Origin of the sequence: Actinomadura sp. NPDC023710 (genome assembly GCF_040639875.1) — a bacterium.
In the GTDB taxonomy this organism is placed as follows: Bacteria; Actinomycetota; Actinomycetes; order Streptosporangiales; family Streptosporangiaceae; genus Spirillospora; species Spirillospora citrea.
This window is the reverse complement of sequence record NZ_JBFAGB010000006.1, coordinates 217,528-239,565: the sequence shown is the minus strand read 5'-3', so window position 1 is coordinate 239,565 and position 22,038 is coordinate 217,528. Positions and strand designations below refer to the sequence as shown.

The window sequence follows — 22,038 nt, the reverse complement described above, 5'->3', positions numbered from 1 at the left end:
CACCCTCACATCCGGAAGACGCCGTAGCCGACCGGCTCCAGCGGTGCGTTGGCCGCGACCGACAGCCCGAGCCCGAGCACGCGCCGGGTGTCGAGCGGGTCGATCACCCCGTCGTCCCACAGCCGCGCCGTCGAGTAGTACGGGTTGCCCTGCGCCTCGTACTGCTCGCGGATCGGCGCCTTGAACCCTTCCTCGTCCTCGGCGGGCCACTCCTCGCCGCGCGCCTCCATCTGGTCGCGGCGGACGGTGGCGAGGACGCTCGCCGCCTGCTCGCCGCCCATGACCGAGATGCGGGCGTTCGGCCACATCCACAGGAAGCGCGGCGAGTAGGCCCGGCCGCACATCGCGTAGTTGCCGGCGCCGAACGAGCCGCCGATCACGACGGTGAACTTCGGGACGCGGGCGCACGCGACGGCGGTCACCATCTTCGCGCCGTGCTTGGCGATGCCGCCCGCCTCGTACTCGCGCCCGACCATGAACCCGGTGATGTTCTGCAGGAACACCAGCGGGACGCTGCGCCGGTCGCACAGCTCGATGAAGTGCGCGCCCTTCTGCGCCGACTCGCCGAACAGGATGCCGTTGTTGGCGACGATCCCGACCGGGTGCCCGTGGACGCGCGCGAACCCGGTGACGAGCGTCGCGCCGTACTCCTTCTTGAACTCCTGGAAGCGGCTGCCGTCCACGATCCGGGCGATGACCTCGCGCACGTCGTAGGGGGTGCGCGAGTCCGGCGGGACGATCCCGTACAGCTCGGACGGGTCGGCGGCCGGCTCCTCGGGCGGCGCGACCTCCCACGGGCGCGGCTCGCGCGGACCCAGCGTGGCGACGATGTCCCGGACGATCCGCAGCGCGTGCGCGTCGTCCTCGGCGAGGTGGTCGGTCACGCCGGACGTGCGCGCGTGCAGCTCGCCGCCGCCCAGCTCCTCCGCCGTCACGACCTCGCCGGTGGCGGCCTTCACCAGCGGCGGCCCGCCGAGGAAGATCGTCCCCTGGCCGCGGACGATGACGGCCTCGTCGCTCATCGCCGGGACGTAGGCGCCGCCCGCCGTGCAGGAGCCCAGCACCGCCGCGATCTGCGGGATGCCGCGGCCCGACATCGTGGCCTGGTTGTAGAAGATGCGGCCGAAGTGCTCGCGGTCGGGGAACACCTCGTCCTGGCGCGGCAGGAACGCGCCGCCGGAGTCGACCAGGTAGAGGCAGGGGAGGCGGTTGTGCAGCGCCACCTCCTGCGCTCTCAGGTGCTTCTTCACCGTGACCGGGTAGTACGTGCCGCCCTTGACGGTGGCGTCGTTGGCGACGACGACGCATTCGCGGCCGGAGACCCGCCCGACGCCGGTGATGATCCCCGCGCCCGGCGCCTCGTCCCCGTACATGCCGTTCGCGGCCAGCGGCGACAGTTCCAGGAAGGGCGAGCCGGGGTCCAGGAGCGTGTCGACCCGGTCGCGGGGCAGCAGCTTGCCGCGCGCCACGTGCCGCTCGCGGGTGCGCTCGGGTCCGCCGCGGCCCGCCCGGTCGACGCGGTCGCGCAGTTCCGCGACGAGCGCCTCGTTGTGCGCGGCGCTCGCCTTGAACGCCTCGCCCGCGACGTCGGCGGGCGAGCCGATCTCGGGTCCGCTCATGACCCCCCTTCCCAGTTAACGTTCATTAACAATGCTGATGTTAACGGTCGTTAACAACTCTAGTCTAGACTGGGCCGCATGACGTCCCACCCCGCCGAGGCGCCGCCGGGCCCGCCCAACCCGCGCAGGGCCGAGATCCTCGGCGCCGCCGCCGAGCTGTTCGCGCGCCGCGGCTACCACGGGGCGTCCATCGGCGACCTCGGCCGGGCCGTCGGGCTCACCGGCCCCGCCCTCTACCGCCACTTCAGCGGCAAGGAGGCGGTGCTCGCCGAGATGCTCCTCGACATCAGCGAGCGGCTGCTCGCCGAGGGCCTGCGCCGCGCCGCCGACCCCGACCCCGGGCGCGCCCTCGACGCGCTGCTGAGCTGGCACATCGCGTTCGCCCTCGACAACCCCGCGCTGATCACCGTGCAGGAGCGGGAACTGGACAACGTCCCCGAGCCGCAGCGCCACCGCATCCGCCGGCTCCAGCGCGCCTACGTCGAGGAGTGGGTCGCCGTCCTGCGCCGCCTCAGCCCCCGGCCGCCGGACGAGCGCACCCGCGCCGCCGTCCATGCCTGCTTCGGCCTGCTCAACTCCACCCCGCGCAGCGCCGTGCAGGGGCTCGACCGCGCAGCGATGGCCGGCCTCCTGCACGGCATGGCCCGCGCGGCACTCGAAGGCGTCCGCTAGCCGAGCACGGTCAGCAGGACGCCGTGCGCCCGTCGAGCGAGCGCCCCACGGCCCTGGCGAACGTCTCGGCGTCCGTCCCCGTCCGGTCGAAGAGCTTCTGCACGCACCCGCGGAACGTGCCGGTGAACGTGCTGTAGTGCGGCGTGGCGGGACGGGGCCGCGCCCTGTCCAGGGCGTTCACCACGGCCGTCCCCAGCTCGGTCAGCTGCGCCTGGTCGAGTTCGACGTCGCCGGGATCGAGACGCTCCTGGGTGAAGGCCGAGCAGTTCCGCACCTGCACGTCGGCGGCGGCGTGCCGCCCGGGGCGCAGCCCGAGCGCGCTGTAGCGTCCCGGCGCGAAACCGCCGCACGAGAACAGCAGCTTCTGGCTCTCGGTCCCGCTCAGATACTCCACCAGCCTGAGCGCGGTGTCCGGGTGAGGGGAGTACTCGGAGACGGCGAGGTTCTGGCCTCCGAGGACGGTGTGGCCGGGCAGGGCGGCCACCGCGTACCGCAGGCGCGTCCCGTCCCGCATCCCCGGTTCCGTCGCGAGCGTGGAGAACGCGTACGGCCAGTTCCGCATCAGCGGCGCCCCGGCCATGAACGCCTCCATGCTCTTCTGCTCGTCGTAGGAGCGCGACGCCGTCAACGGGCCGCCCGTACGCGTGCCGGGCCTCGGGTCGGAGGCACGCGCCGCCATTCTCCTCAACGCCGGGAACACGCTCGTCCGCAACGTCTTCTCATCCGGGTGCCCCTCGCCGGTGAGCAGGCCGCCGCCACCGTCGTTCCACACCGCTTCGAGCGCGTTGACCGTCAGCCCCTCGTAGTCGTCGAGCTGCATCGCGACGCCGGAGCCGAGCAGATGCGGCCAGTCGCGCGGGGCCTGCGCGCCGTCACGCCGGTAGAGGAGCCCGACGTCGACGTTGAACGGGACGGCGTACTGCTTCCCGTGCCACTTTCCGGTTTCCAGCGCGGCGGGGAAGAAGTCGCTCCGGTTGCCGATGTCGTCGAGCGGCCGGAGGTAGCCGCCCGCGGCGAACTCCGCCGTCCAGGTGTTGTCCATGATCAGCACGTCGTAGCCGCAGCCGCGCGACTCCTGCATCGCCTTGATCTGGCTGTGCTGGGAGTCGGTGGACTCCGCGATCTCCACGAGCGTGGCGTGCGGGTTGCCGCCGGTGTTCCACTTCTGGATCAGCTGGCGGCGCTGGCTGTTCAGGCTGACGTCGGTGCCGCCCGCGACGACCAGCTCCGAGCGGTCGCAGTGCGACGGCAGGGCCTCGTATGAGGAGCCCGGCCAGAAGGCCAGCGCCTGGGCGCAGACCAGCGTCGCCGCGGCCCCGCCCACGGCGCTCAGCCAGGCCGTCCGCCCGTGGGGCATGGACCATCGCCGCCGTCGCGTCATGGCCCTCCGTTCATCGCAGGTCGGAGAGAAGCTGGGCGGCCTGCTGCGGTTCCGGCGCGCCCGTCAGCGACACGCAGCCCTTGCCGCCGGAGGGGCCGAACGCGTCCACGATCTCCTTGACGGGGGAGGCGCCGCAGCCCGTCGGGCCCGTCAGCACCACGGTCACCCGCACGTCCCGATGCCGGTCACGGAACTTCGCGGCCGCCTCGCCGGGGGGCGAACCGGGGCCGTTGGTCCCGGGGGACTGCCCGTCGGTGACGATGACCAGGTTCGACCCCGGGTCCACGTCGGCCTTGCCGATCATGTCGGCGAGCGCGACGTCGCCACCGGCGGTCGCGACCGCCTGGAGGTGGCTCGTGATGCGGTTCTTCTGGACGGGGCCCGTCCCGGCGAGCCGCACGTTCTCCAAGGTGTACGGGCTGTCGGGCGGCTTCTTCTTCGACGCCACCCGCAGTCCCGCGCTGTCGCGGCTCTGCAGCTGGGCCACCAGGCTCTGCAGGAAGGAGACGCTTAGCGACAGACGGGTGTCGCGGCCCCGGGCCGGACGACCCATCGACCCCGACACGTCCAGCATGAGAGAGACCGAGGCCGGGGGACGGGCCGCGGCGACGCGCTGGAGGCTTTCGGCCACGTACTTCCCGCTGCGGTCGCCGGCCGCCGGCCTCAGCGGATTCGGCTCCATCCGGTTCGGGATGATGTTCGGGCCGAGCAGGGTCCACAGCGCCGTCAGGTCGTGGCGGGCGGAGTCGCCCTCATGCGCGGACGGCATGGCGCCCTTGTCGTCCCGGAGGCCCTGCCGGGTGAGCGGATGGCGGGTCAGCCACCGGCGGAACGCGGTGACGGCCGCGTCGCGCTCCCGCGTGTCCTGGCCGCGCCACGTCACCTGGATGAACGGGTGGTCGAGCGACGGCAGGTCCTCGGCGTAGTAGGGGTACAGCGTCCACTCGCCTCCGGCGCCGGGCGCGTCCGCGGCGCCGCACTGCTTCTTGAGCCGTCCCGCGGCGTAGTCGCTGACGACCTGCTCGGGAACGGCGAAGGCGACGCGGTCCGGCGGGTGGGCGCCCTGGCGGGCCTTGCACAGCAGCGTCACCGCGTCCGGCGCCACCAGGTCGGTGGGCTCGGCGAACTCCTCGTCCTGCTGGTCCTTGCCCGGAAGGGCGCCGTAGAGGACGGGCGTCACCGCCAGCGCGGCGGCCGACGTCTCCGGGACGGGACGGGCGATCTCGCGCAGTTCCACGCCCGCCCTGGCGAAGCGCCGCAGCAGGTCGGTGGTGCGCTGCTGCGGCGGCTTGATGGCCGTGTCCTCCACCTGGGCGTGGTCGCCGCCGAACAGGGCCAGCACCATCGGCGACGACCCCAGCGAGCCGCGCGTGGTGAACACCGGATCGGCCTTTGCCGGCGGGCCCGGGCTCGGGGCACCGGCGCCCTGCGCCCTGCGGACCTGGTCCGGGCTCTTCTCCACGTAGTCGAACTCGGCCGTCGACGACGGGATCCAGACGTCGGGCTGCGGGCCGTACAGCCGCTCGTCCTGCGGCGCCGGCGCCGCCTCGCCGCCGGGAGGCTCGCTGCGCCGCCACAACCGCCCGAACGACTCGGAGAGCTGCACGAACTCCGGCTCCGGCGCGACGGTGACGCTGTACTCCCGGCAGCCCCGCTCCTCGCTGTCCTCCTCGAAGCCCTTCGCGGCGTCGCGCAGCGAGGTGAGCGTCTCCGGCGTGGTGACGACCCGCAGCTCCAGCGGCTGCCCGCACGGCCGCGCGTGCTCCGCCAGCGAGGCCACGCCCGTCCACGCGAGCAGGACCACCGCCATGACCGCCGCGCCGGCGCACGCCCACGCCACCGCCTCGGCGTTCCAGGGCAGGGTCCTGGAGAGCCGCTTCAGCGCGGCGCCCGCCCGCTCGGAGCGGAACAGCGCCACCGACACCGCGACGATCACCAGGGCGAGGACGGCGAGCGGCAGGACGGTCTGCAGCCAGGCGACCGCGTCGACCAGCTTCAGCACCTGGTTGGCGATCAGCCCGGAGACCACGCCGACGATCAGGCCGGGAACCGCCGCGCGCACGAGCCGGTCGAGCGGCGCGTCAGAGTTCCCGTTGCCCGACTCACTCATTCCGGCTCCGTCGCCGCGGAAAGCACGATGTATCGTCCTTCGATCTGACGGCCAATGATAATTGCCGGGACGAGCAAGGTCATGGAAAAGGCCTGTCCTGCATCGGACGATCTTTCCCGCCGCGGGCGGGCCGGCCGCGGATGACCTTGACTCTCCCGGCGCCCCCCGGATCAGATGGTCGAACAGGATTCGGTTTCAGGTCCCGCACGGAGGAGACCCGCATGGGCGTCGAGGGTGTCGGCTTCTACGAGATCGCGCGCAACGACCCGGACCGTCCCGCCGTGCCGGCCCCGGGCGTACCGATCTCCTACGGCGAACTGCTCGCCGAGGTCAACCGCCTCTCCAACGCACTGGCCGGGATGGGGCTGCGCCCCGGCGACACTCTGGCGACCGTCCTCGGCAACCGGCCCGAGTTCCTCACCGTCCTGCTCGCCGCGGTCCAGTCGGGCCTGTACCTGGTCCCGGTGAGCCGCCACCTGACCGCGCCCGAGATCGGCTACATCCTCGGCGACAGCGGCGCGAAGGCCGTCATCACCGAGAGCGCGCTGGCCGAGGAGGTGTCCGGCGCGGCCGACGAGGCGGGCGTCCCCGCCGAGGGACGGGTGAGCGTCGACGGCGGCGACGGGTACGGGTCGATGGCCGCGCTCTGCGCGACGGGCGGCGCGGAACCGCCCGCCCGCCGGCGCATGGGTTCGGTCATGCTGTACACCTCCGGGACGACGGGGCGACCGAAGGGGGTCCGGCGGCCGCTGCTCGACATCGCGCCCGAGGTGCTGATGGACATCATGCGGCGGACGCTGGGGAGGCACCTCGGGCTGGAGCCCGGTGACGAGGTGCACCTCGCCGTCGGACCGCTCTACCACTCCGCGCCCTGCGTCCACGCGATGATGGCGCTGAACCTCGGACACGCCGTCGTCGTCGCCCCGCGGTTCCATCCCGAGCACACCCTGGAACTGGTCCAGCGGCACGGCGTCACCAACACGTTCATGGTGCCGACGATGTTCCACCGGTTGCTGGCCCTGCCGGACGGCGTCCGCGCCCGGTACGACCTGTCGACGCTGCGCCAGGTGTACCACAGCGCCGCACCCGTCCCCGTGGAGACGAAGCAGAGGATGATGGAGTGGTGGGGGCCCGTCCTCTACGAGTACTACGGCTCCACCGAGAGCGGCCCGGTCGTCGTCGCGAACCCGCACGAGTGGCTCGCCCGTCCCGGGACCGTCGGGCGCGCGGTCGACGGCGTGCGGATCAGGATCCTCGATCCGGAGGGGGCCGAGCTGCCGCCGGGGGAGACCGGCCTCATCTACGCCACGGGGCAGCCCGGCTTCGAGTACCACGGCGACCCGGCCAAGACCGCGGCCGCCATGCGGGACGACTACTACACCCCCGGCGACCTCGGCCACCTCGACGAGGACGGCTGGCTCTACATGAGCGACCGCCGCACCGACCTCATCATCTCCGGCGGGGTCAACGTCTATCCCGCCGAGATCGAGTCCGTCCTGCTCCAGCACCCGGCGGTCGCCGACGTCGCCGTCATCGGCGTCCCGGACGACGACTGGGGGCAGCGCGTCGTCGCGCTCGTCGAGCCCGCCGAGGACGCCGAACCGGGAGAGGGGCTCGCCGCCGAACTGCTCGCGCACTGCGCCCCCCGGCTGGCGAAACTGAAGCACCCCCGGCGCCTGGAATTCCGCGAATCGCTGCCGCGCACCCCGTCCGGCAAGCTCAGCCGCCGCCGCGTGCGGGAGGCCTACCTGGGCCAACGCGCGGACTGAGCCTGCCGGACGGCCGGGGGTCAACTCGTCGCCGGGAACGTCGAACGCCTCCGGGCCATGGTGCGTACAACCGCACATGGAAGACCAGAAGGTCGCCCCGTTCGACAACGTCGCCCCGACCCCCGCCGCCCCGACGCAGACCGACCTTCCCGTCATCACCGACCCTGCCGCCTACGCCGAGGGGGACGACCCGGCGCGTCCGCGCGGGTCCTCGGGTGCGCTGCCGGACGTCCCGCCGGGCGGCGCGGGGGAGCCGCCGGCCCCCGAAGACGACCGCGCCGGGATCGCACGCCTCGGTGACCCGGTCGCGGTCTGGCCGTGCGCCGGCTGCGGACGGCCCGTGCCGCAGCCGGTGCGCGGCGCCCGCACCGTCCGGTACTGCCAGGACGGCGACGGCACGTGCGAGCGGGCGGCGCGCGAGAGCCGGGAGCGCGGGCTGGAGGCGCCCGGACTCACCGGCCAGGTCGCCTGGACGTGGGAGATGGTCGACCGGCTGGAGGGCCTCGCCGACCGGCTCGCCGGGTCGCTGATCTCCGAGCTGAGCGTGGCGGGCGTCGAGCGGCGGATCGCCGAGGCCCGCGCCGAGGCCGCCGGGCTCGTCGCGATCGCCCAGCGGGAGCGCGACGCCTCCCAGCGGCAGGCCGAGGTGGCGTGGCGCGAGACGGCCACCGCCCGCGCCCGCGCCGAGGCCGCCGAGCAGGAGGCGGCGTCCGCCCGCGCCGAGGCCGAACGGCTCGCGGCCGAACGGGACGCCGCGCGGCGGGAGCGCCAGGAGGCGGAAGACGACGCCGACGGCGCGGGCGCCGCCCGCATCGCCGCCGAGCGCGAGCGCGACCGCATGGCCTCCCGGGAGGGCGAGCTGCTCACCTCCCTGGAGAGCGCCCGCGCCGAACTCGTCACCCTGCACGGGCGGCTGTCGGAGGCCGACACCCTCGTCGAGGGGCAGCGCGTCGAGGCCGCCGCCGCCACCCGTGCCGCCGAGGACCTGCGCTCCGCCGTCCGCGACGCCGAGGCCAAGCGGGGGCAGGCCGTGGCCGACCGCGACCAGATCCAGGCACGGGCCCGCGAGCTGGAGCGGCACAACTGGCAGCTCGCCCGCGCCGTCGAGGAGCTGCGCGCCGCGGTGAGGGCGCTGACCGCCGAGCGGGACGCCGCCCGCGCCGAGGCCGAGCGCGCGCGCCGCCGCGTCGACGCGCTCACCGCGCTGTCGGAGGGGCGCGCGGACCCCGGCCCGGCCGGGCCGCGCCCCGCCGTCGACCGGGAGCCGCCGACCGGCCTGCACTCCCTGCCGCCGATGAACGGGTCCCTGCTGGACGGCGGCGACCCGCTCGCCACCGACCCCCTGCGCCGCAACGGGCACGGTGGACACAACGGGCATCGCCTTCCCCACGCCGGCTGACCGTCATGCCGGCCGCGCGACGTACAGGTAGGAGGTGAGGCCCAACCCCCACACTGCACTGGCCCTGAGACCGGCCGCCGTACCGCACCGGGGTGGTGCGGCGGCCGGCTAGCCGCGTGCCTCCAGACGGGAGGCGTAGTCCAGGGCCCCGGCGCGGACGGCGGCGTGCACGGTCCGTGCGATCCGCGCGCCCCAGGTGGAGCGGGGCCCGGCGAAGACCTCCGGCGTTCCGCCGGCCGCGGCCGCGACGCAGATCGCGTCGGACGCCGTGCCCGTGCAGGGGAAGCCCGCTTCGAGCAGCGCCTGCGTCTTGGCCTCGGTCGCGGTGACGACCACGTTCACCAGCGCCGCGTCGCTCAGCTCGACGGGGACGGCGACCACGATGTTGATCGTCCCGGGCTTCCAGGCCGGCGTCGCGTCCCCGTCCAGCGGGGCCAGTTCGGGATCGGGCGCCCCGGCGGGGGAGGCCGCCCAGGTCGGGACGCGCAGCCCGACCGTCGCCGACACGCGCACGCCCTCCCCGTCCCGCCGCACCGTTCGCGCCACCGAGGCAGCCGTGAGCATCCCGACGCCGGGGCCCTCCAGCCCGCCCGCCGCCGCGAGTTCGGCGAGGTGCGCGACCGGGTCGGTGCGCGCGTAGGCGCCGGGCACCTGGGCGTTCAGCACCCAGCGGGCCGGGCCGATGCCGCCGCCCAGCATCGCCGAGGAGATCATCCGATGGCCGCGGCCGGCCCGCCACACCGTGGAGGCGAGCCGCCTGCCGTCCTCCACCCGCCACACCGTTTCGAGGTTCACGGACGCTCCAGCGACAGGATCGGCCGGCCGCCCGGCCCGGGGGTGACGCTCACGCGGGCGTCGAAGTGCTCCTCGACCGCGTCGCGGGTGAGGACCAGGCCGGGCGGGCCCGACGCGGCCACCCGTCCCCCCGAGATGAGGACGAGCCCGTCGGCGTACTGCCCGGCGAGCGTCAGGTCGTGGATCGTGGTCACCACGGTCAGCCCGTCCGACAGCCGCAGCCGGTCGATCAGCTCCATCACCTGCTGCTGGTGGCCGATGTCGAGCGCGGTCGTCGGCTCGTCCAGCAGCAGCACCGAGGTCTGCTGCGCGAGGGCGCGGGCCAGCACCACGCGCTGCCGCTCACCGCCGGAGAGGTGGTCCAGGGGGCGGGACGCGAAGGGGGTGAGGCCCAGCCGGTCGAGGACCTCTCCGGTGATGGCCCGGTCGCGGGCGCTCTCCCTGCCCAGATGCGGGATGTAGGGGGAGCGCCCCAGCAGGGTGTAGTCGTACACCGTCATGCCCACCGGAAGGCTCGGGCTCTGCGGGGCGTAGGCGACGAGCCGGGCGCGCTGCCTCGGCTTGAGCGACTGCAGGTCCGCGCCCGCGAGGCTGATCTCGCCATGGGACGGCACCAGGCCGAGGACCGCGCGCAGCAGCGTCGACTTCCCCGCGCCGTTCGGCCCGATGACCGCCGTCCACGACCCGGCCGGGACCTCCAGCGACACGCCCTTCAGCACCCGGCGCCCGCCGAGCGCGACGTCCAGGCCCCGCACCGAGACGGTCACGTCTCCACCTGCCGGCGGGACGCGCGCAGCACCGCGACGAAGAACGGTCCGCCGACGAACGCCGTCACCACGCCCAGCGGGACCTCCCCGGGCCTGATGACCGTCCGCGCCACGAGGTCGGCCACCTCCAGGAACGCCGCGCCGCCCAGCAGCGACAGCGGCAGCACGATCCGGTACGACCCGCCCGCCAGCCGCCGCACCACGTGCGGGACGACGATGCCGACGAAGGCGATCAGCCCGCTCACCGCGACCGCCGACGCCGTCGCCAGCGACGCCGCCACCAGCACCGTCAGCCGGACCCGCGCCGCCGACAGGCCGAGCGAGGCCGCCTCCTCGTCGCCGACGCTCAGCACGTCCAGGAGCCGGCCGTGGGCGAGGAGCACCACGGTGGAGACCAGCGCGTACGGGAAGACGAGCGCCAGCTGGTGCCAGTCGGCCGATCCGACCCCGCCGAGGATCCACGAGTAGATCCGCTGCAGTTCCTCCGACTTCATCTGCTGGATCAGCGTCTGCACCGCGGCGAGGAAGGACGACACCGCGACGCCGGCCAGCACCAGCGTCGCCGTCCCGTTCCCGCGCCCCGTCGCGACGCTGCCCAGCACGTAGGCCAGCGCCACCCCGCCGATCGCGCCGACGAACGCCGCGAGCGGCACCGTGTATCCGGGGTCGCCCGGCACGAGCGCGATGACCAGCGTCGCCCCGACCCCCGCCCCCGCCGCCGCGCCCAGCAGGTACGGGTCGGCGAGCGGGTTGCGGAACACTCCCTGGTACCCGGCGCCCGCGACGGCGAGCATCCCGCCGACCAGTGCCGCCATCAGGGCCCTCGGCACCCGCAGCTGGAACAGCACGTTCTCGTCGATGACGCCGAACCCGCTGTCGGCGTGCACGAACGGGATCCTGTCGGCCAGCGCCTTCAGGACCCCGCCGACGGGCAGCCCGGCCGACCCCACCAGCACCCCCGCCAGCAGCGTCGCGAGCAGCAGCCCGACCGCCACCGCCAGCGGCAGTGGCCGCAGCCTGGACTGGCCCTGCCGGCCGAGGGGTGAGCCGTCAAGGCCCGAGGGGACGACGCCCCCGGGGTGCGTCGTCGCCTCGGGCGGCGCATCGCCGCGGTCGCAGGAGACCTCGGGTGCCCGCCCCTGCCCGGAGACGTCCTCGGGACCTGTGCGGACGTCCGGGGACGTCCCGTCCGCGTCCTCGGCGTCGGCCGGGACGTCCCCGGTGTGCGGTCGGCGCCTGCTCACGGGCGGGCGTCCTCGGCGGCAGCGGTCACTGAACCTTCTGGACCGCGTCGCCGATCGCCTTGACGAACTCCGTCAGGCGCGGCCCCCAGCGGGAGGCGATGTCGTCGTCGAGTTCCACCACGCCGCCGTGGCCGACGGCGTCCAGGTCGCTCCAGCCGGGGCGCTTGGTGAGGGCGGCGGCGTTCTGCCCGCAGCACTTGGTGTCGGCCAGGAAGATCAGGTCTGGGTCCTGCTTGAGCAGGTACTCGCGGGACAGTTGCGGGTAGCCGCCGGACGCCTTGTCCGCCTTGTCCGCGATGTTCTGCAGGCCGAAGAGCGCGTACACCTGGCCCGCGAAGGTCTTGGACGTCACCGAGTGGAGCTGGTTGTCCAGCTCGTGGTAGTAGGTGAGGCCCTTGGCCTTGGACGACGCGGCGACCGTCTTCTGGATGTCCGCTCGCATGCCGTCGGTGACCTTCTTGGCCTCGGCCTGGTGCCCGGTGGCCTGCCCGAGGTCGCCGATCTCGTCGTAGGCCTCGTCCAGGTTCGTCGCCGCCGGCTCCAGCAGGACGGGGACCTTCACCTTCTCCAGCGACTTGACGATGCCGTCGAGGTCGTCCGACAGCACGACGAGGTCCGGCTTGTAGGCGATGATCGCCTCGGCGTTCGGCTTGAAGCCCGACAGCTTCGTCCGCGGGGCGCCGGCCGGGTGGTTGGAGTAGTCGTCCACCGCGACCACCTGCGGTCCGGCGCCGATGGCGAAGAGCGTCTCGGTGTGCGTGGGGGACAGGGAGACGATGCGCTTCGGCTTGGCCGGGACGGCCACGGCCCCGTTGGCGGCCTGGACGGTGATGGTGTTCCCGTCCGGCGTGCCGCCGGTCTTGCCGTCGTCGCCGCCGCATGCGGTGGCGGCGAACGTGACGATGCCGATCGCCATCGCCGCGCCCAAGGTGCGTACGGGTCTCACAGGAGCCTCCTGGTTGCAGGGAAGCCGCGGCCCGTCAGGACGGATCGCCCTTCCACGAGGTCGACAATCGTCGGCGCGCGAGGAGGCGACCTGGCTCGGCCACTTCGAGAGGGGCACCACAGTTGCGGGACAGCGCCGGATTTTCCACCGGACTTCGCTCCTGGCGCGCAGCATCGCAACGGTATCAGCCACCGAATGCTGATCTGTCGGATTGTGCGGAGTGAGTACTCACTTCGGACTTGACGGAGTGAGTACTCACTCCGTATGGTGGCGGACATGGAGGAGAAGGTCCGCCGGCGCGCCCCCGGGATGAGCCCGGAGCAGCGCCGCGAAATGATCATCCGGACCGCGCTGCCGCTCGTCGCCGAGCACGGCATGGCCGTCACCACCGCCCAGATCGCCCGCGCCGCGGGCATCGGCGAGGCGACGATCTTCCGCGTGTTCGCCGACAAGGACGAACTGCTGGACGCCTGCGTCGCCGAGGCACTGCGGACCGACCTCGTCCTCGCCGAGATCGGCGCGATCCCGCTCGACCAGCCGCTTCCCGCGCGGCTCGCCGAGGCCGCCGCCGCGATCGACGCCTACCTCGCCCGCATGGGCCTGGTGATCGGCGCTCTGCACGCCACCGGCCGGCGCGAGCGCCGCGTGCCGGGCTCCGGCGAGCCCGGCCCCGACCGCGCCGCCGCCATGACCCGCACCTGCGAAGCGCTCGCCGAGCTGTTCGAACCCGAACGGGACCGGCTGCGCCTGCCCGTCGAGCAGATCGCGAGCCTGTTCCTGGGCTTCGTGTTCAGCCGCGCCCGGCCCGCCGCCGCCCCCGACGCGCAGCCCCTCTCCGTCGAGGAGTACCTGGACGTCTTCCTGCACGGCGCTCTCAAGGAAGGAAACACAGCATGACGATCACCCTGAACCACGCGATCGTGACGGCCGCAGACAACGACGAGGCCGCCCGCTTCTTCGCCGCCGTCATGGGCCTGGAGTACACCGGCCCGCACCCGCACGCGCGCCACTTCGTCCCGATCCGGGTGAACGAGGGCCTCACCCTCGACTTCATGACGGTCGCCTACCCGCAGGGCCACCACCTGGCCTTCGACGTGGACGCCGTCACCTTCGACACGGTCGTGGACCGCCTCGACGCCCGTGAGATCCCCTATGGCGACGGCCCCGCCCACGCCGACAACGGCCGTGTCGACGAGAACCACCCGCTCGGCGGCCGCGGCCTCTACTTCTCCGACGCCAGCGGCAACCTCTACGAGGTCATTTCGCCGTGACCGTCTTCAGGAACTCCCGGGTGCGCCGGTCGCCGGGCATGTACTCGGCGGCGACGAAGTCGGTGACGCCCGCCTCGGACAGCTCCTCCAGCTTCGCCGCGACCGCGTCTTCGTCCCCGACGACGGCAAGGTCCTTCGGCCCCTCCACGCCTTCCCGGTCCATCATCGCCCGGTAGGACGGCAGCACCCCGTACACCTCGAACGTCTCCCCGGCCTGCTCCCGCGCGCGCTCCACGTCACCGGTGACGCACACGGGCAGGACGCACACGACGCGCGGCGCGTCCCGTCCGGCCGCCTCGGCCGCCGCCGTGATGGTCGGCACGATGTGCTCGCGGACGGTGCCAGGACCGGTCATCCACAGCACCGTCCCGTCCGCCCGCTCCGCCGCCAGCTTCAGCATCTTCGGGCCGAGCGCCGCCAGCAGCAGCGGCACCCGCCCCTCGTTCGGCACGCTCAACCCGACGTTGCCCCGCAGCGTCTCGCCCGTGAAGGAGGCGTTCTCCCCTTCGAGCAGCGGCGCCAGCACCGACAGGTACTCGTTCATGTGCCGCAGCGGCCTGCCGAAGTCGTATCCGTACATCTCCTCGATGACGATCTGGTGGGACAGCCCGATGCCGAGCGTGAACCGCCCCCGCAGCGCCAGCGCGGTCGTCCTCGCCTGCTGCGCCAGCACGGCCGGATGCCGCGGATACGTGGGCACGACCGCCGTCCCGAGCTCGATGCCGGACACCCCGCTGCCCGCCACGGCCAGCGCGGTCAGCGCGTCCAACCCGAAGATCTGCGACATCCACGCCGAGGAGAACCCGTCGTCCACCGCACGCCGCACATCGTCCGCCAGCTTCCCCAGCGCCTCGACGCCGCCCCGCTCGTTGAGCAGAACCCCAACCCGCACCAGGACCTCCCAGAGAGATAACCGGATCCTTACATGACCCCTCCCTACCTAAGCGGTCTACCCCCGGGCGTCACAAGGCGGACCCCCGGCAAGCCGAAAGACCAGGCATCGCCGTCGCCAACCTCGGTATCGCCGTCGCCGAGGTCGTCGCGGCGCTGATCACCGGGTCGGCGTGGAGGGCGGCGGAGGCCGCGCACTCGAACGCCGAGACACGGGGGCGCAAAGCCAGACGATCGACCAGATGAAGCCGTACGGGACGGCAGTGCGGTGGAGCGCCGAGATACCTTGGCCCCCAGCGACGCCGTACCGCCGTAAGGGCGTGCTGCCAACCGAAAAGCCTGTGGTCAGGTGGCGTCGATTTCGCTGCCGCCTGGTGCGTGTTGCCGGGCCAGTTTCCTGTCATTGTCTGCCCATCGGCGGTGGCGCGCGGCTGACTGGAGGTGCAACTCGGCCTCTTCGGGGTGGACGGTGGCCATCTCCTCCAGGAGCAACGCGGCGCGATCGTGGGCTCGCGCCGATGAGACCATCGCCTGCCGCGCGTACTCCTCGGCCCCGGGCCTGCACTCCGAGGCCGTCGCAGGGGCTTCGGGACCGTCAGGCAGCCGCGTTGTCGCTGCGCGCTCGGAGGCTCGCCGCGTACGGCGTGCCTTCACCCCAAGCGCGTGCTCTTCGCTGTCCATACCAGCCAATCCGACGCTAAAGCCCGTCGACCAACCAGCCCACCAGACACATTCGATTTCTACCCAGCACCCTGTCCTTTCAGCCCACTCCGGCGGACACATACCTAACCCGTCATTTCCCTAGGGACGCCCATGGGTCGCTGAACTCGGACCCCGCGCCGGGCGAGAGGTGGGGTAAGGCGCCGGTAGTGAGGGAGGGAAGCAGATCGCGTTCGGGATGTGACGTCAGTGCTGGCCCAGGTAAAAGCGGCTCCCTTGATCGTCGGTGCATTCGGAGGTGACGCCGTAGGGCTGTCGGGCAGGGTCGGTGGCGGTGCCGCCGGCCTCGCGGACGCGGGCGACGGCGGGCTCGATGTCGTCGACCGTGTACATCGGGACCACCACGGGATGGTCGGCGCCACCGTACATACCCGTCATGGGGCGGACCTCCGTTCCGCCGAGGCGGACGCTCCAGCCGCCCGGCGTGTGGCCCGGCGTGAACTCCCAGTGCAGCACCTCGCCGTAGAAGGAGCGTGCACGGGCGATGTCGGGGACGCCGATGGTGAGGTAGGAGATCTCGCCGTGGTGCGCGGTGAGCCCCGCTGCTTCCGCGAGCCGGCCCTCGACGGGACTGACCGCCTCCGCGGGCTGGTAGACCGAGAAGCGCAGGCCCTGGTCGTCCGTGCACATGGCGCTGACACCGAAAGGCTCGTCGGTCGGCTCTTGGGCGTCACCACCGGCATCGCGGATCTGCCGGACGGTTCCGTGGACGTCGTCGACCGCGAAGGCCAGGTAGACGGTGCGGTGCTCCTGCCCGCCGAAGAGGCCGATGTGCTGTTCGGGCAGTCCTTCAACGCGACGACTGGCCTCCGCGCCTCCGGGAACCGTGTGCCAGCCGAGGACGGAGCCATAGAAGGCGGCGGCGCGGTCCACGTCGGGGACCCAGACCGAGGCGTATCCGACGTCGCCGTGCCGTAGCCGCGGACGTGCGGGCAGCGGGGGGCTTGCGATGACCCAGCGGTGGCCGAACGGGTCCATGACGACGCCATTGCGGCCGTAGGGGTAGTCGGCCACGGGGCGATGGGCGACGGCCCCCATTTCGACGGCGTGGGAGAAGACGATGTCCACGTCGGGGACGTTCAGGTAGAGCGACTGGCTGGGGCCGCCGCGTGCCTTCGGCCCGAGCAGGCCGCTCTCCGGCCACTCGTCGGCGAGCATCAGGACGGAGTCGCCGATGACGAGCTCGGCGTGGCCGACACGTCCGTCTTCCATCACCATCGGCTCGCCCCGGAGTTCGGCACCGAACGCTTCCGCGTACCAGCGCAGGGCGCGCCGGCCGTCGTCGACGCACAGGTAGGGGGTGAGCGACCGCACCTCGGCCTGCGTTTCACGAACGGTGGCCGTCGTCATGGTTTCTCCTGTGGGTTGCAGCAGCGCGCGCCGCAGGCGTTCACGCAGCCGCGCCGCGAAGGCCGGGTCGGGATCGACTGGGACGACCGGTGTGCGGAGAGCCTCCAGCGGATCAGTCATCGTGGCCCTCCTTTCCGCCGGGGTGCCCGGGGACCCGTCTCCCTGGTGGACAGTGGTCGGTGTAGGCCCGCCGGAAGGCCTTGCGCGCCCGTGTCAGCAGCGCCTCGGTCGCGTGAAGCGTCCGGCCCAGATGCTCCGCGACCTGCGGGACGGGCAGCCCGTCGAGGTAGCGCAGCGTCAGGGCCGCCCTGTGGTGAGGCGCCAGCGTGTCGAGGACGTCTCGGGCGACGAGGGCGTCCAGGCGTTCGTCCCACGGGTCTTCCGCGGCGTCCAGGACGCCCCCGTCCAGGGCCTGGAGACCGCGTTGCTCCCGCGCCGCCCGGCGCCAGTGGTCGGCCAGTTTGTGCCGCGCCACGCCGACGAGCCATGCGACGGACAGCACCGGGGGAGGCTCCTTGCGCAGCGCCTCCACGGCGGCAAGGAAGGTCTCGGCGGTGAGGTCCTCGGCCAGGGCGCGCCGGCCGCACCGGGGCAGCAGGTAGCCGTAGACCTCGGGCAGGGCCGTGTCGTAGAGATCGAGCAGGGCCGGCCCCGGGTCGGGCTCCAGCTGTCCCGGGTGGTTCATACCCCTCCATCGCTCGGCGGGCCACTTCTCCGACGGGCCTGGCCACGTTTTTTTCGAGCCCTCGCAGCCGATGCGCGATCATTGAGGCGTGGCGACTCCCGAACCGCTCACCCTCTACACCGGTGACGGTGTCCGAATCGACGCAGGTCACACGTCTTCCGACGGTGAGGTCTGCTTCATCCTGGCGCACGGTTTCACCTGCTCGTGGCGCCAGCCCGCGCTACGCCGGATCGCCGCGGCCCTCGGCCGGCACGGCGGCGTGATCGGGCTCGACTTCCGCGGGCACGGCCGGTCCGGCGGCCACTCCACGGTAGGCGACCGCGAGGTGCTCGACGTCGCCGCGGCGGTCGCGGCGGCCCGCCGACGGGGATACGAGCGGATCGTCCTGACGGGGTTCTCCATGGGCGGTGCCATCGTCGTCAGGTACGCGGCCCTGCATGGCGGAGTGGACGCAGTGGTCTCGGTCAGCGCGCCCGCGCGCTGGTACTACCGCGGGACGGTGCCGATGCGACGGGTGCACTGGGTGATCGAACGACGCGCGGGACGGATGGCGGTCCGCTTGGCGCGCCGCACACGAATCTCGTCCAAGGGCTGGGATCCGGTTCCCGAAGCGCCACACGAGGTCGCCGGACGGATCGCGCCGGTGCCGCTGCTGGTCGTCCACGGGGCCGCGGATCCGTTCTTCCCCGTCGAACACGGCCACCAGCTCTATGAGGCGGCGTCCGACCCGAAGGAACTGTGGATAGAACCGTCCTTCGGCCACGCCGAGGTGGCGGCCACTCCTGACTTGGTCAACCGCATGGCCGTGTGGGCGACGGAAGCGGTCTCCGCAACGCCGGCGCCACTCGCCCCGGACGAAGAACGGCCAGGCCGCGAGACCCGCGACTAATGCGCTGACCTGGGATAACTCAAAGTTATCCACATTCCTGCGGTGGCCTGTCCGGAACCGCCGGGCCAGGCATCATCAGTCCCATGGACGGATTCACCCTCACCTGGAAACGAACGGCCGCCGACTCGATCATCCCCATAGGACCGGACGCCTATGTCGTACCCGTCAAGGGGAGCGGCCTCGCTGCACGTGCCGCAGCGTTGAGCAGTCTCCTTCCCCAGGAAGTCGTCATCGCGCGGCGAACGGCCGCATGGATATGGGGCCTGGACGTCTTACCTCCGGGAGTGAACGAGCTCGACTGGGACGTCGAACTCATCACTCCCCGAACCCCCGAGGCTCCACCAGAGCCGTCCCCTGTCACCGCCGACAGCGTCGAAGTGCCGCCCGAACACGTAGTGAAGGAATCCGATGTACGCCTCACATCCCCGACCCGCACCGCACTCGACTGCGCCCGCTGGCTCCCTCGCTATGAGGCGGTCGCGGCCCTTGACCAGTTCCTGCGGCGAGACGTGGAAGTTGACGAACTCACCGCGATGGCCCGGACGCTACGGGGATACCGCGGCAACAAACGGCTGCGCCAGATTCTCCGCCTCGGAGACCGCGGCGCGGCCTCCCCCGGAGAGAGTTGGATTCGCGTCGCCGTCGTGGACACCGGGTTCCCGCTCCCTGAGACACAGATCCCCGTGCTGGGCGCGCAAGGTCGCTGGCTCTACATCGACCTCGGTTACCGCGAATTTCGCGTCGGCCTCGAATACGACGGCGAACGCCACCACACTGGCCGAGAGGCCAGGACCCACGACGCACGCCGCCGAGACTGGCTCGCCAAAGAAATGGGCTGGGACGTCATTCCCGTCACCAAGAGCTTCTTGACCCGCCCCGCCCCTTACCTGGGCGCCCTTCTGACAGCGCTGCTCCAGCGCGGCTGGCAGCCCGACAACGCCACGATGGAGCACTTGGCCGCCCGCCTGGCGCGCCTGGAACGCCGACCACGCTGAACGCCAGAAGTTGCCGGCATTCATCAAGTCAGCGGGGATGGGCTATTAGTTGTCGAGGAGCTTCACCAGGCGTTTGGGGGCTATGAGACGGTAACTGTCCTCGATCAGTTCGGCCATCTCGTCCCAGTCATGGTCGACGTCGAGCCGTGCGCCGATCCAGCCCTTGACGCCCACGTACTTCGGGACGAAGAAACGCTCGGGCGCCTCTGCGACCAGAGCGTCCTGCACACCGGGCCCGGCCTTGAACGTCAGAGACAGGCCGTCCTCGGAGGTCATCGCGAACAGCTTGTCGCGAACACGGAAGGAGGGCGCCGTGTGACCGCCGAAAGGTTTCTCGGTCGCCTCTGGCAACGACATGCAGATCTCTCGGATCCGATTCAAAGCATCAAAGTCGTTCATCGCAAATTTCGCATTCTGTAGGCGGACACGGGAAAGCTATTCGATGGTGGAGACGTGAGGACGCAACACATAGAACTCATTGCCTTCGGGGCCCGCAAGCACGGCCCACGGCAGGTCGGTGGACTGGCCGACGCCGGCGCGACGAGCACCATGGGCGAGAATGCGCCGCACTTCAGCCTCTCGGTCGGCCGAGTCAAGCTCTCGTTGCAACCGGTTCTTCGCGGTCTTCGTGCTGGCATCGCGGACGAGGCTCAGCCCGGGACGGACGTGAGCGGCCGCGCCGACCATCACCTCGCCGTCCGGGCGGAAGAGGACCGGCTGATCGAGGAAACCCGCCCGGAACTCGGCGAGCGCGGACGGACCCCGAGAGTCGATGACCAGGTGGTAGGGGCGCGACGCCATGCCCAGAGGCTAGCCGCAGGGTATGACGCCGCAGAAAGCCAAGCAGTCGCGCCCCTCCCGAGAGCGCACGCCAAAGCGCACCCCTCGGGCTCACCGCCGCCCCGCACACCCGCGCTACCAAAAGGGCCACGGCTGGATTCCGGCGGCCAGACCGAAACCCTCGCCCCCACCCTCGACAACTTCCGCGCGAACGCTCCCGCGAACATCCCGAACATCGCCCCGGCCAGGTCCGCCCCGGCCAGGTGGTGACGTGGCCCGGCGGTGACGTGGGCGGGGCTCTGGAGTGGCCTGGGCGTTGATTTTGCTTGGTTTGTGGGGGCGGGGATGGGCGCGGCCCTGGGAAGCGGAGGGCCGCGTCCATCCCGGGGGTTCGGGCGGAGCCTGCTAGTTGTCGGCGCTTGGCGCTTGGGCGAAGGAAGGGCGCTCGCGAGCCGTTGCGGGGCGGGGTCTTGGATCCTTGCGGGTTGGTCTCATGGGCGAGGGGGATTCTTCCGCTCTGCGGAAGGGACTGTCGGTGGCGTGGAGGAGATAGGCGCCGACGCGGTCGGCGAGGCGGACAGTGAGGAAGTCGACGGTGAGGGGGCGATGGCGAGGTCGCGTTTTGAGGCGGTGGAGTTCGTCGTCTGCGCACGCGTGTCGGGTGGGGTGGTGGCTTGTGGGCTCTGTGGGTGGGGCCGGGAAGGGGTGCTTGGTGCTGGGGTTACAGGGTGGGGTGTAGTGCGTGGCGGAGGGCGGTTGTGCGGGCGGTCGTCATGCGTTGTGTTACGCGGGCGTCTGTGATCACGGTGGAGCCGTGGAAGGTACCGGGGTAGTGGTGGAGTTCGGTCGGTACGCCTGCCTGGATCAGTCGCTGCGCGTAGGCCAGGCCCTCGTCGCGCAGCGGGTCGAACTCGCAGGCCGTGACATAGGCGGGCGGCAACCCCGAGAGGTCCTCGGCGCGGGCGGGAGCCGCGTACGGGGAGACCCCGTCGGTGCCGCGGACGCCCTTGCCCAGGTAGTAGTCCCAGCTCAGCTCGGCGTTGGGGCGGTGCCAGATCGGTGTGTCGGTGAAGGCGCGCATGGACGGGGTGTCGAGCCGGTCGTCCAGCTCCGGGACGCCGAGGAGCTGGAAGCACAAGGGTGGACCACCCCGGTCGCGGGCGAGCAGGGCGACGGCCGCGGACAGCCCGCCGCCCGCGCTCTCACCGCCCACCGCCAGTCGGTCCGGATCGATCCCGAGGTCGGCGGCGTTCGCCGCCGTCCAGGTGAGGGCGGCGTAGCAGTCCTCAAGCCCGGCCGGGAAGGGGTGTTCGGGAGCGAGCCTGTACTCGACGGACACCACCACGGCGCCCACCTCTACCGCGATGGCGGCCGCGTCGTCAGTGGACAAGTCGATGCCGCCCAGGACGAATCCGCCTGGATGGATGTAGACGAGCCCCGGGAGGACGCCCGCCCGGTTAGCCGGCGCGTAGACGCGGATCGGGACGTCCGGTGCGTTCGACGGTCCGGGAACGGTGAGGTCGCGGGTCTCGAACGGAGCGGGCGGGACGTACTTCGGCATGCCGGCGAACATGTCCATTTCGTCCCGGCGGGTCTGCTCGATGTCGACGATCGACAGACGCGGGATCCGCGGGATCCACGGGAGGAGTTCCGGATCGTAGGCGTAGGGCAACGTGGGGCTCCTTTCGGTGGGGCGTCACCAGTGTCGGACGGTCCGCGCCGGCTGCCCAGCCCCCGCCTGCCGCGGGGACCGCC

The 22,038-nt window shown here is 72.2% G+C and carries 20 protein-coding genes; 7 read left to right on the top strand and 13 right to left on the bottom strand.

Annotated features, from left to right (window positions below):
* Positions 1-5: 5 nt before the first annotated feature.
* Complete coding sequence (locus tag AB0H37_RS09820; RefSeq protein ID WP_329092740.1) at positions 6-1,619, bottom strand: carboxyl transferase domain-containing protein; 1,614 nt, start codon at positions 1,617-1,619, stop codon at positions 6-8.
* A 78-nt stretch (positions 1,620-1,697) separates the two neighbouring features.
* Here AB0H37_RS09820 and AB0H37_RS09815 point away from each other — a divergent pair, with 78 nt between their 5' ends.
* Positions 1,698-2,291 carry a TetR/AcrR family transcriptional regulator gene (locus AB0H37_RS09815; RefSeq protein WP_179834068.1) on the top strand — a complete coding sequence of 198 codons (594 nt, stop codon included), beginning with the start codon at positions 1,698-1,700 and terminating at the stop codon, positions 2,289-2,291.
* 10 nt (positions 2,292-2,301) lie between these two features.
* Here the strand turns inward: AB0H37_RS09815 and AB0H37_RS09810 are convergent, their stop codons facing one another.
* Together AB0H37_RS09810 and AB0H37_RS09805 are read right to left on the bottom strand one after the other, a co-directional pair.
* A complete protein-coding gene (locus tag AB0H37_RS09810) occupies positions 2,302-3,672 on the bottom strand; it encodes an extracellular solute-binding protein (protein WP_360612144.1) in 1,371 nt (456 codons plus the stop codon).
* Between the two features lie 10 nt (positions 3,673-3,682).
* Positions 3,683-5,782: a vWA domain-containing protein gene (locus AB0H37_RS09805; RefSeq protein WP_360612143.1), complete on the bottom strand. Its 2,100-nt coding sequence runs from the start codon at positions 5,780-5,782 to the stop codon at positions 3,683-3,685.
* Positions 5,783-6,003: 221 nt separating this feature from the next.
* Between AB0H37_RS09805 and AB0H37_RS09800 the strand changes: the two genes are divergently transcribed.
* Together AB0H37_RS09800 and AB0H37_RS09795 are read left to right on the top strand one after the other, a co-directional pair.
* On the top strand, positions 6,004-7,551 hold the full coding sequence (locus AB0H37_RS09800) for an AMP-binding protein (RefSeq protein ID WP_360612142.1): 1,548 nt from the start codon (positions 6,004-6,006) through the stop codon (positions 7,549-7,551).
* 76 nt (positions 7,552-7,627) lie between these two features.
* Positions 7,628-8,950 carry a chromosome segregation ATPase gene (locus tag AB0H37_RS09795; protein WP_360612141.1) on the top strand — a complete coding sequence of 441 codons (1,323 nt, stop codon included), beginning with the start codon at positions 7,628-7,630 and terminating at the stop codon, positions 8,948-8,950.
* A 108-nt stretch (positions 8,951-9,058) separates the two neighbouring features.
* Here AB0H37_RS09795 and AB0H37_RS09790 read toward each other — a convergent pair whose 3' ends face one another.
* The 4 genes from AB0H37_RS09790 to AB0H37_RS09775 form a co-directional block, all read right to left on the bottom strand.
* Positions 9,059-9,745: an adenosylcobinamide amidohydrolase gene (locus tag AB0H37_RS09790; RefSeq protein ID WP_360612140.1), complete on the bottom strand. Its 687-nt coding sequence runs from the start codon at positions 9,743-9,745 to the stop codon at positions 9,059-9,061.
* Positions 9,742-10,512, bottom strand: coding sequence for an ABC transporter ATP-binding protein (locus AB0H37_RS09785; protein ID WP_179834073.1), 771 nt, complete (start codon positions 10,510-10,512; stop codon positions 9,742-9,744). The genes AB0H37_RS09790 and AB0H37_RS09785 overlap by 4 nt, the downstream gene beginning before the upstream one ends.
* Positions 10,509-11,528 carry an iron ABC transporter permease gene (locus AB0H37_RS09780; RefSeq protein ID WP_179838586.1) on the bottom strand — a complete coding sequence of 340 codons (1,020 nt, stop codon included), beginning with the start codon at positions 11,526-11,528 and terminating at the stop codon, positions 10,509-10,511. Before AB0H37_RS09780 ends, AB0H37_RS09785 begins: the two co-directional genes overlap by 4 nt.
* A 253-nt stretch (positions 11,529-11,781) precedes the next feature.
* Complete coding sequence (locus tag AB0H37_RS09775) at positions 11,782-12,702, bottom strand: ABC transporter substrate-binding protein (protein WP_229810463.1); 921 nt, start codon at positions 12,700-12,702, stop codon at positions 11,782-11,784.
* A gap of 276 nt (positions 12,703-12,978) precedes the next feature.
* On the opposite strand from AB0H37_RS09775, the gene AB0H37_RS09770 reads away from it, so the two are divergent.
* Positions 12,979-13,599 (top strand): TetR/AcrR family transcriptional regulator, encoded by a 621-nt coding sequence (locus AB0H37_RS09770; RefSeq protein ID WP_229810462.1) that lies wholly within the window; start codon positions 12,979-12,981, stop codon positions 13,597-13,599.
* A complete protein-coding gene (locus tag AB0H37_RS09765) occupies positions 13,596-13,973 on the top strand; it encodes a VOC family protein (protein ID WP_179834074.1) in 378 nt (125 codons plus the stop codon). The genes AB0H37_RS09770 and AB0H37_RS09765 overlap by 4 nt, the downstream gene beginning before the upstream one ends.
* Here AB0H37_RS09765 and AB0H37_RS09760 read toward each other — a convergent pair.
* From AB0H37_RS09760 to AB0H37_RS09750, 3 genes are all read right to left on the bottom strand, one after another.
* Positions 13,960-14,865 carry an LLM class F420-dependent oxidoreductase gene (locus AB0H37_RS09760; RefSeq protein ID WP_360612139.1) on the bottom strand — a complete coding sequence of 302 codons (906 nt, stop codon included), beginning with the start codon at positions 14,863-14,865 and terminating at the stop codon, positions 13,960-13,962. The genes AB0H37_RS09765 and AB0H37_RS09760 overlap by 14 nt on opposite strands.
* A gap of 905 nt (positions 14,866-15,770) precedes the next feature.
* Positions 15,771-17,054 (bottom strand): VOC family protein, encoded by a 1,284-nt coding sequence (locus AB0H37_RS09755; RefSeq protein ID WP_360612138.1) that lies wholly within the window; start codon positions 17,052-17,054, stop codon positions 15,771-15,773.
* Entirely contained in the window at positions 17,047-17,619 is a 573-nt protein-coding gene (locus AB0H37_RS09750) for a sigma-70 family RNA polymerase sigma factor (protein WP_179834077.1), read from the bottom strand. The genes AB0H37_RS09755 and AB0H37_RS09750 overlap by 8 nt, the downstream gene beginning before the upstream one ends.
* A gap of 88 nt (positions 17,620-17,707) precedes the next feature.
* Between AB0H37_RS09750 and AB0H37_RS09745 the strand changes: the two genes are divergently transcribed.
* Positions 17,708-18,508 (top strand): alpha/beta fold hydrolase, encoded by an 801-nt coding sequence (locus AB0H37_RS09745; protein WP_329092722.1) that lies wholly within the window; start codon positions 17,708-17,710, stop codon positions 18,506-18,508.
* Positions 18,509-18,591: 83 nt separating this feature from the next.
* Positions 18,592-19,503, top strand: coding sequence for a hypothetical protein (locus AB0H37_RS09740; protein ID WP_360612137.1), 912 nt, complete (start codon positions 18,592-18,594; stop codon positions 19,501-19,503).
* A gap of 45 nt (positions 19,504-19,548) precedes the next feature.
* On the opposite strand, the gene AB0H37_RS09735 is transcribed toward AB0H37_RS09740, so the two are convergent.
* The 3 genes from AB0H37_RS09735 to AB0H37_RS09725 form a co-directional block, all read right to left on the bottom strand.
* Complete coding sequence (locus AB0H37_RS09735) at positions 19,549-19,902, bottom strand: MmcQ/YjbR family DNA-binding protein (RefSeq protein ID WP_360612136.1); 354 nt, start codon at positions 19,900-19,902, stop codon at positions 19,549-19,551.
* Positions 19,903-19,938: 36 nt separating this feature from the next.
* Positions 19,939-20,304, bottom strand: coding sequence for a VOC family protein (locus AB0H37_RS09730; protein ID WP_360612135.1), 366 nt, complete (start codon positions 20,302-20,304; stop codon positions 19,939-19,941).
* Positions 20,305-21,004: 700 nt separating this feature from the next.
* The gene (locus AB0H37_RS09725) at positions 21,005-21,955 is read right to left on the bottom strand and encodes an alpha/beta hydrolase (protein ID WP_360612134.1); all 951 of its coding nucleotides are present in this window, start codon (positions 21,953-21,955) and stop codon (positions 21,005-21,007) included.
* Between the last annotated feature and the right edge of the window lie 83 nt (positions 21,956-22,038).

What these genes read in the sequence shown, in the direction of transcription:
- AB0H37_RS09820 (WP_329092740.1), bottom strand. Translation starts at nt 1,619, where the DNA reads ATGAGCGGACCCGAGATCGGCTCGCCCGCCGACGTCGCGGGCGAGGCG.
- AB0H37_RS09815 (WP_179834068.1), top strand. Translation starts at nt 1,698, where the DNA reads ATGACGTCCCACCCCGCCGAGGCGCCGCCGGGCCCGCCCAACCCGCGC.
- AB0H37_RS09810 (WP_360612144.1), bottom strand. Translation starts at nt 3,672, where the DNA reads ATGACGCGACGGCGGCGATGGTCCATGCCCCACGGGCGGACGGCCTGG.
- AB0H37_RS09805 (WP_360612143.1), bottom strand. Translation starts at nt 5,782, where the DNA reads ATGAGTGAGTCGGGCAACGGGAACTCTGACGCGCCGCTCGACCGGCTC.
- AB0H37_RS09800 (WP_360612142.1), top strand. Translation starts at nt 6,004, where the DNA reads ATGGGCGTCGAGGGTGTCGGCTTCTACGAGATCGCGCGCAACGACCCG.
- AB0H37_RS09795 (WP_360612141.1), top strand. Translation starts at nt 7,628, where the DNA reads ATGGAAGACCAGAAGGTCGCCCCGTTCGACAACGTCGCCCCGACCCCC.
- AB0H37_RS09770 (WP_229810462.1), top strand. Translation starts at nt 12,979, where the DNA reads ATGGAGGAGAAGGTCCGCCGGCGCGCCCCCGGGATGAGCCCGGAGCAG.
- AB0H37_RS09765 (WP_179834074.1), top strand. Translation starts at nt 13,596, where the DNA reads ATGACGATCACCCTGAACCACGCGATCGTGACGGCCGCAGACAACGAC.
- AB0H37_RS09755 (WP_360612138.1), bottom strand. Translation starts at nt 17,054, where the DNA reads ATGACTGATCCGCTGGAGGCTCTCCGCACACCGGTCGTCCCAGTCGAT.
- AB0H37_RS09750 (WP_179834077.1), bottom strand. Translation starts at nt 17,619, where the DNA reads ATGAACCACCCGGGACAGCTGGAGCCCGACCCGGGGCCGGCCCTGCTC.
- AB0H37_RS09740 (WP_360612137.1), top strand. Translation starts at nt 18,592, where the DNA reads ATGGACGGATTCACCCTCACCTGGAAACGAACGGCCGCCGACTCGATC.
- AB0H37_RS09735 (WP_360612136.1), bottom strand. Translation starts at nt 19,902, where the DNA reads ATGAACGACTTTGATGCTTTGAATCGGATCCGAGAGATCTGCATGTCG.
- AB0H37_RS09730 (WP_360612135.1), bottom strand. Translation starts at nt 20,304, where the DNA reads ATGGCGTCGCGCCCCTACCACCTGGTCATCGACTCTCGGGGTCCGTCC.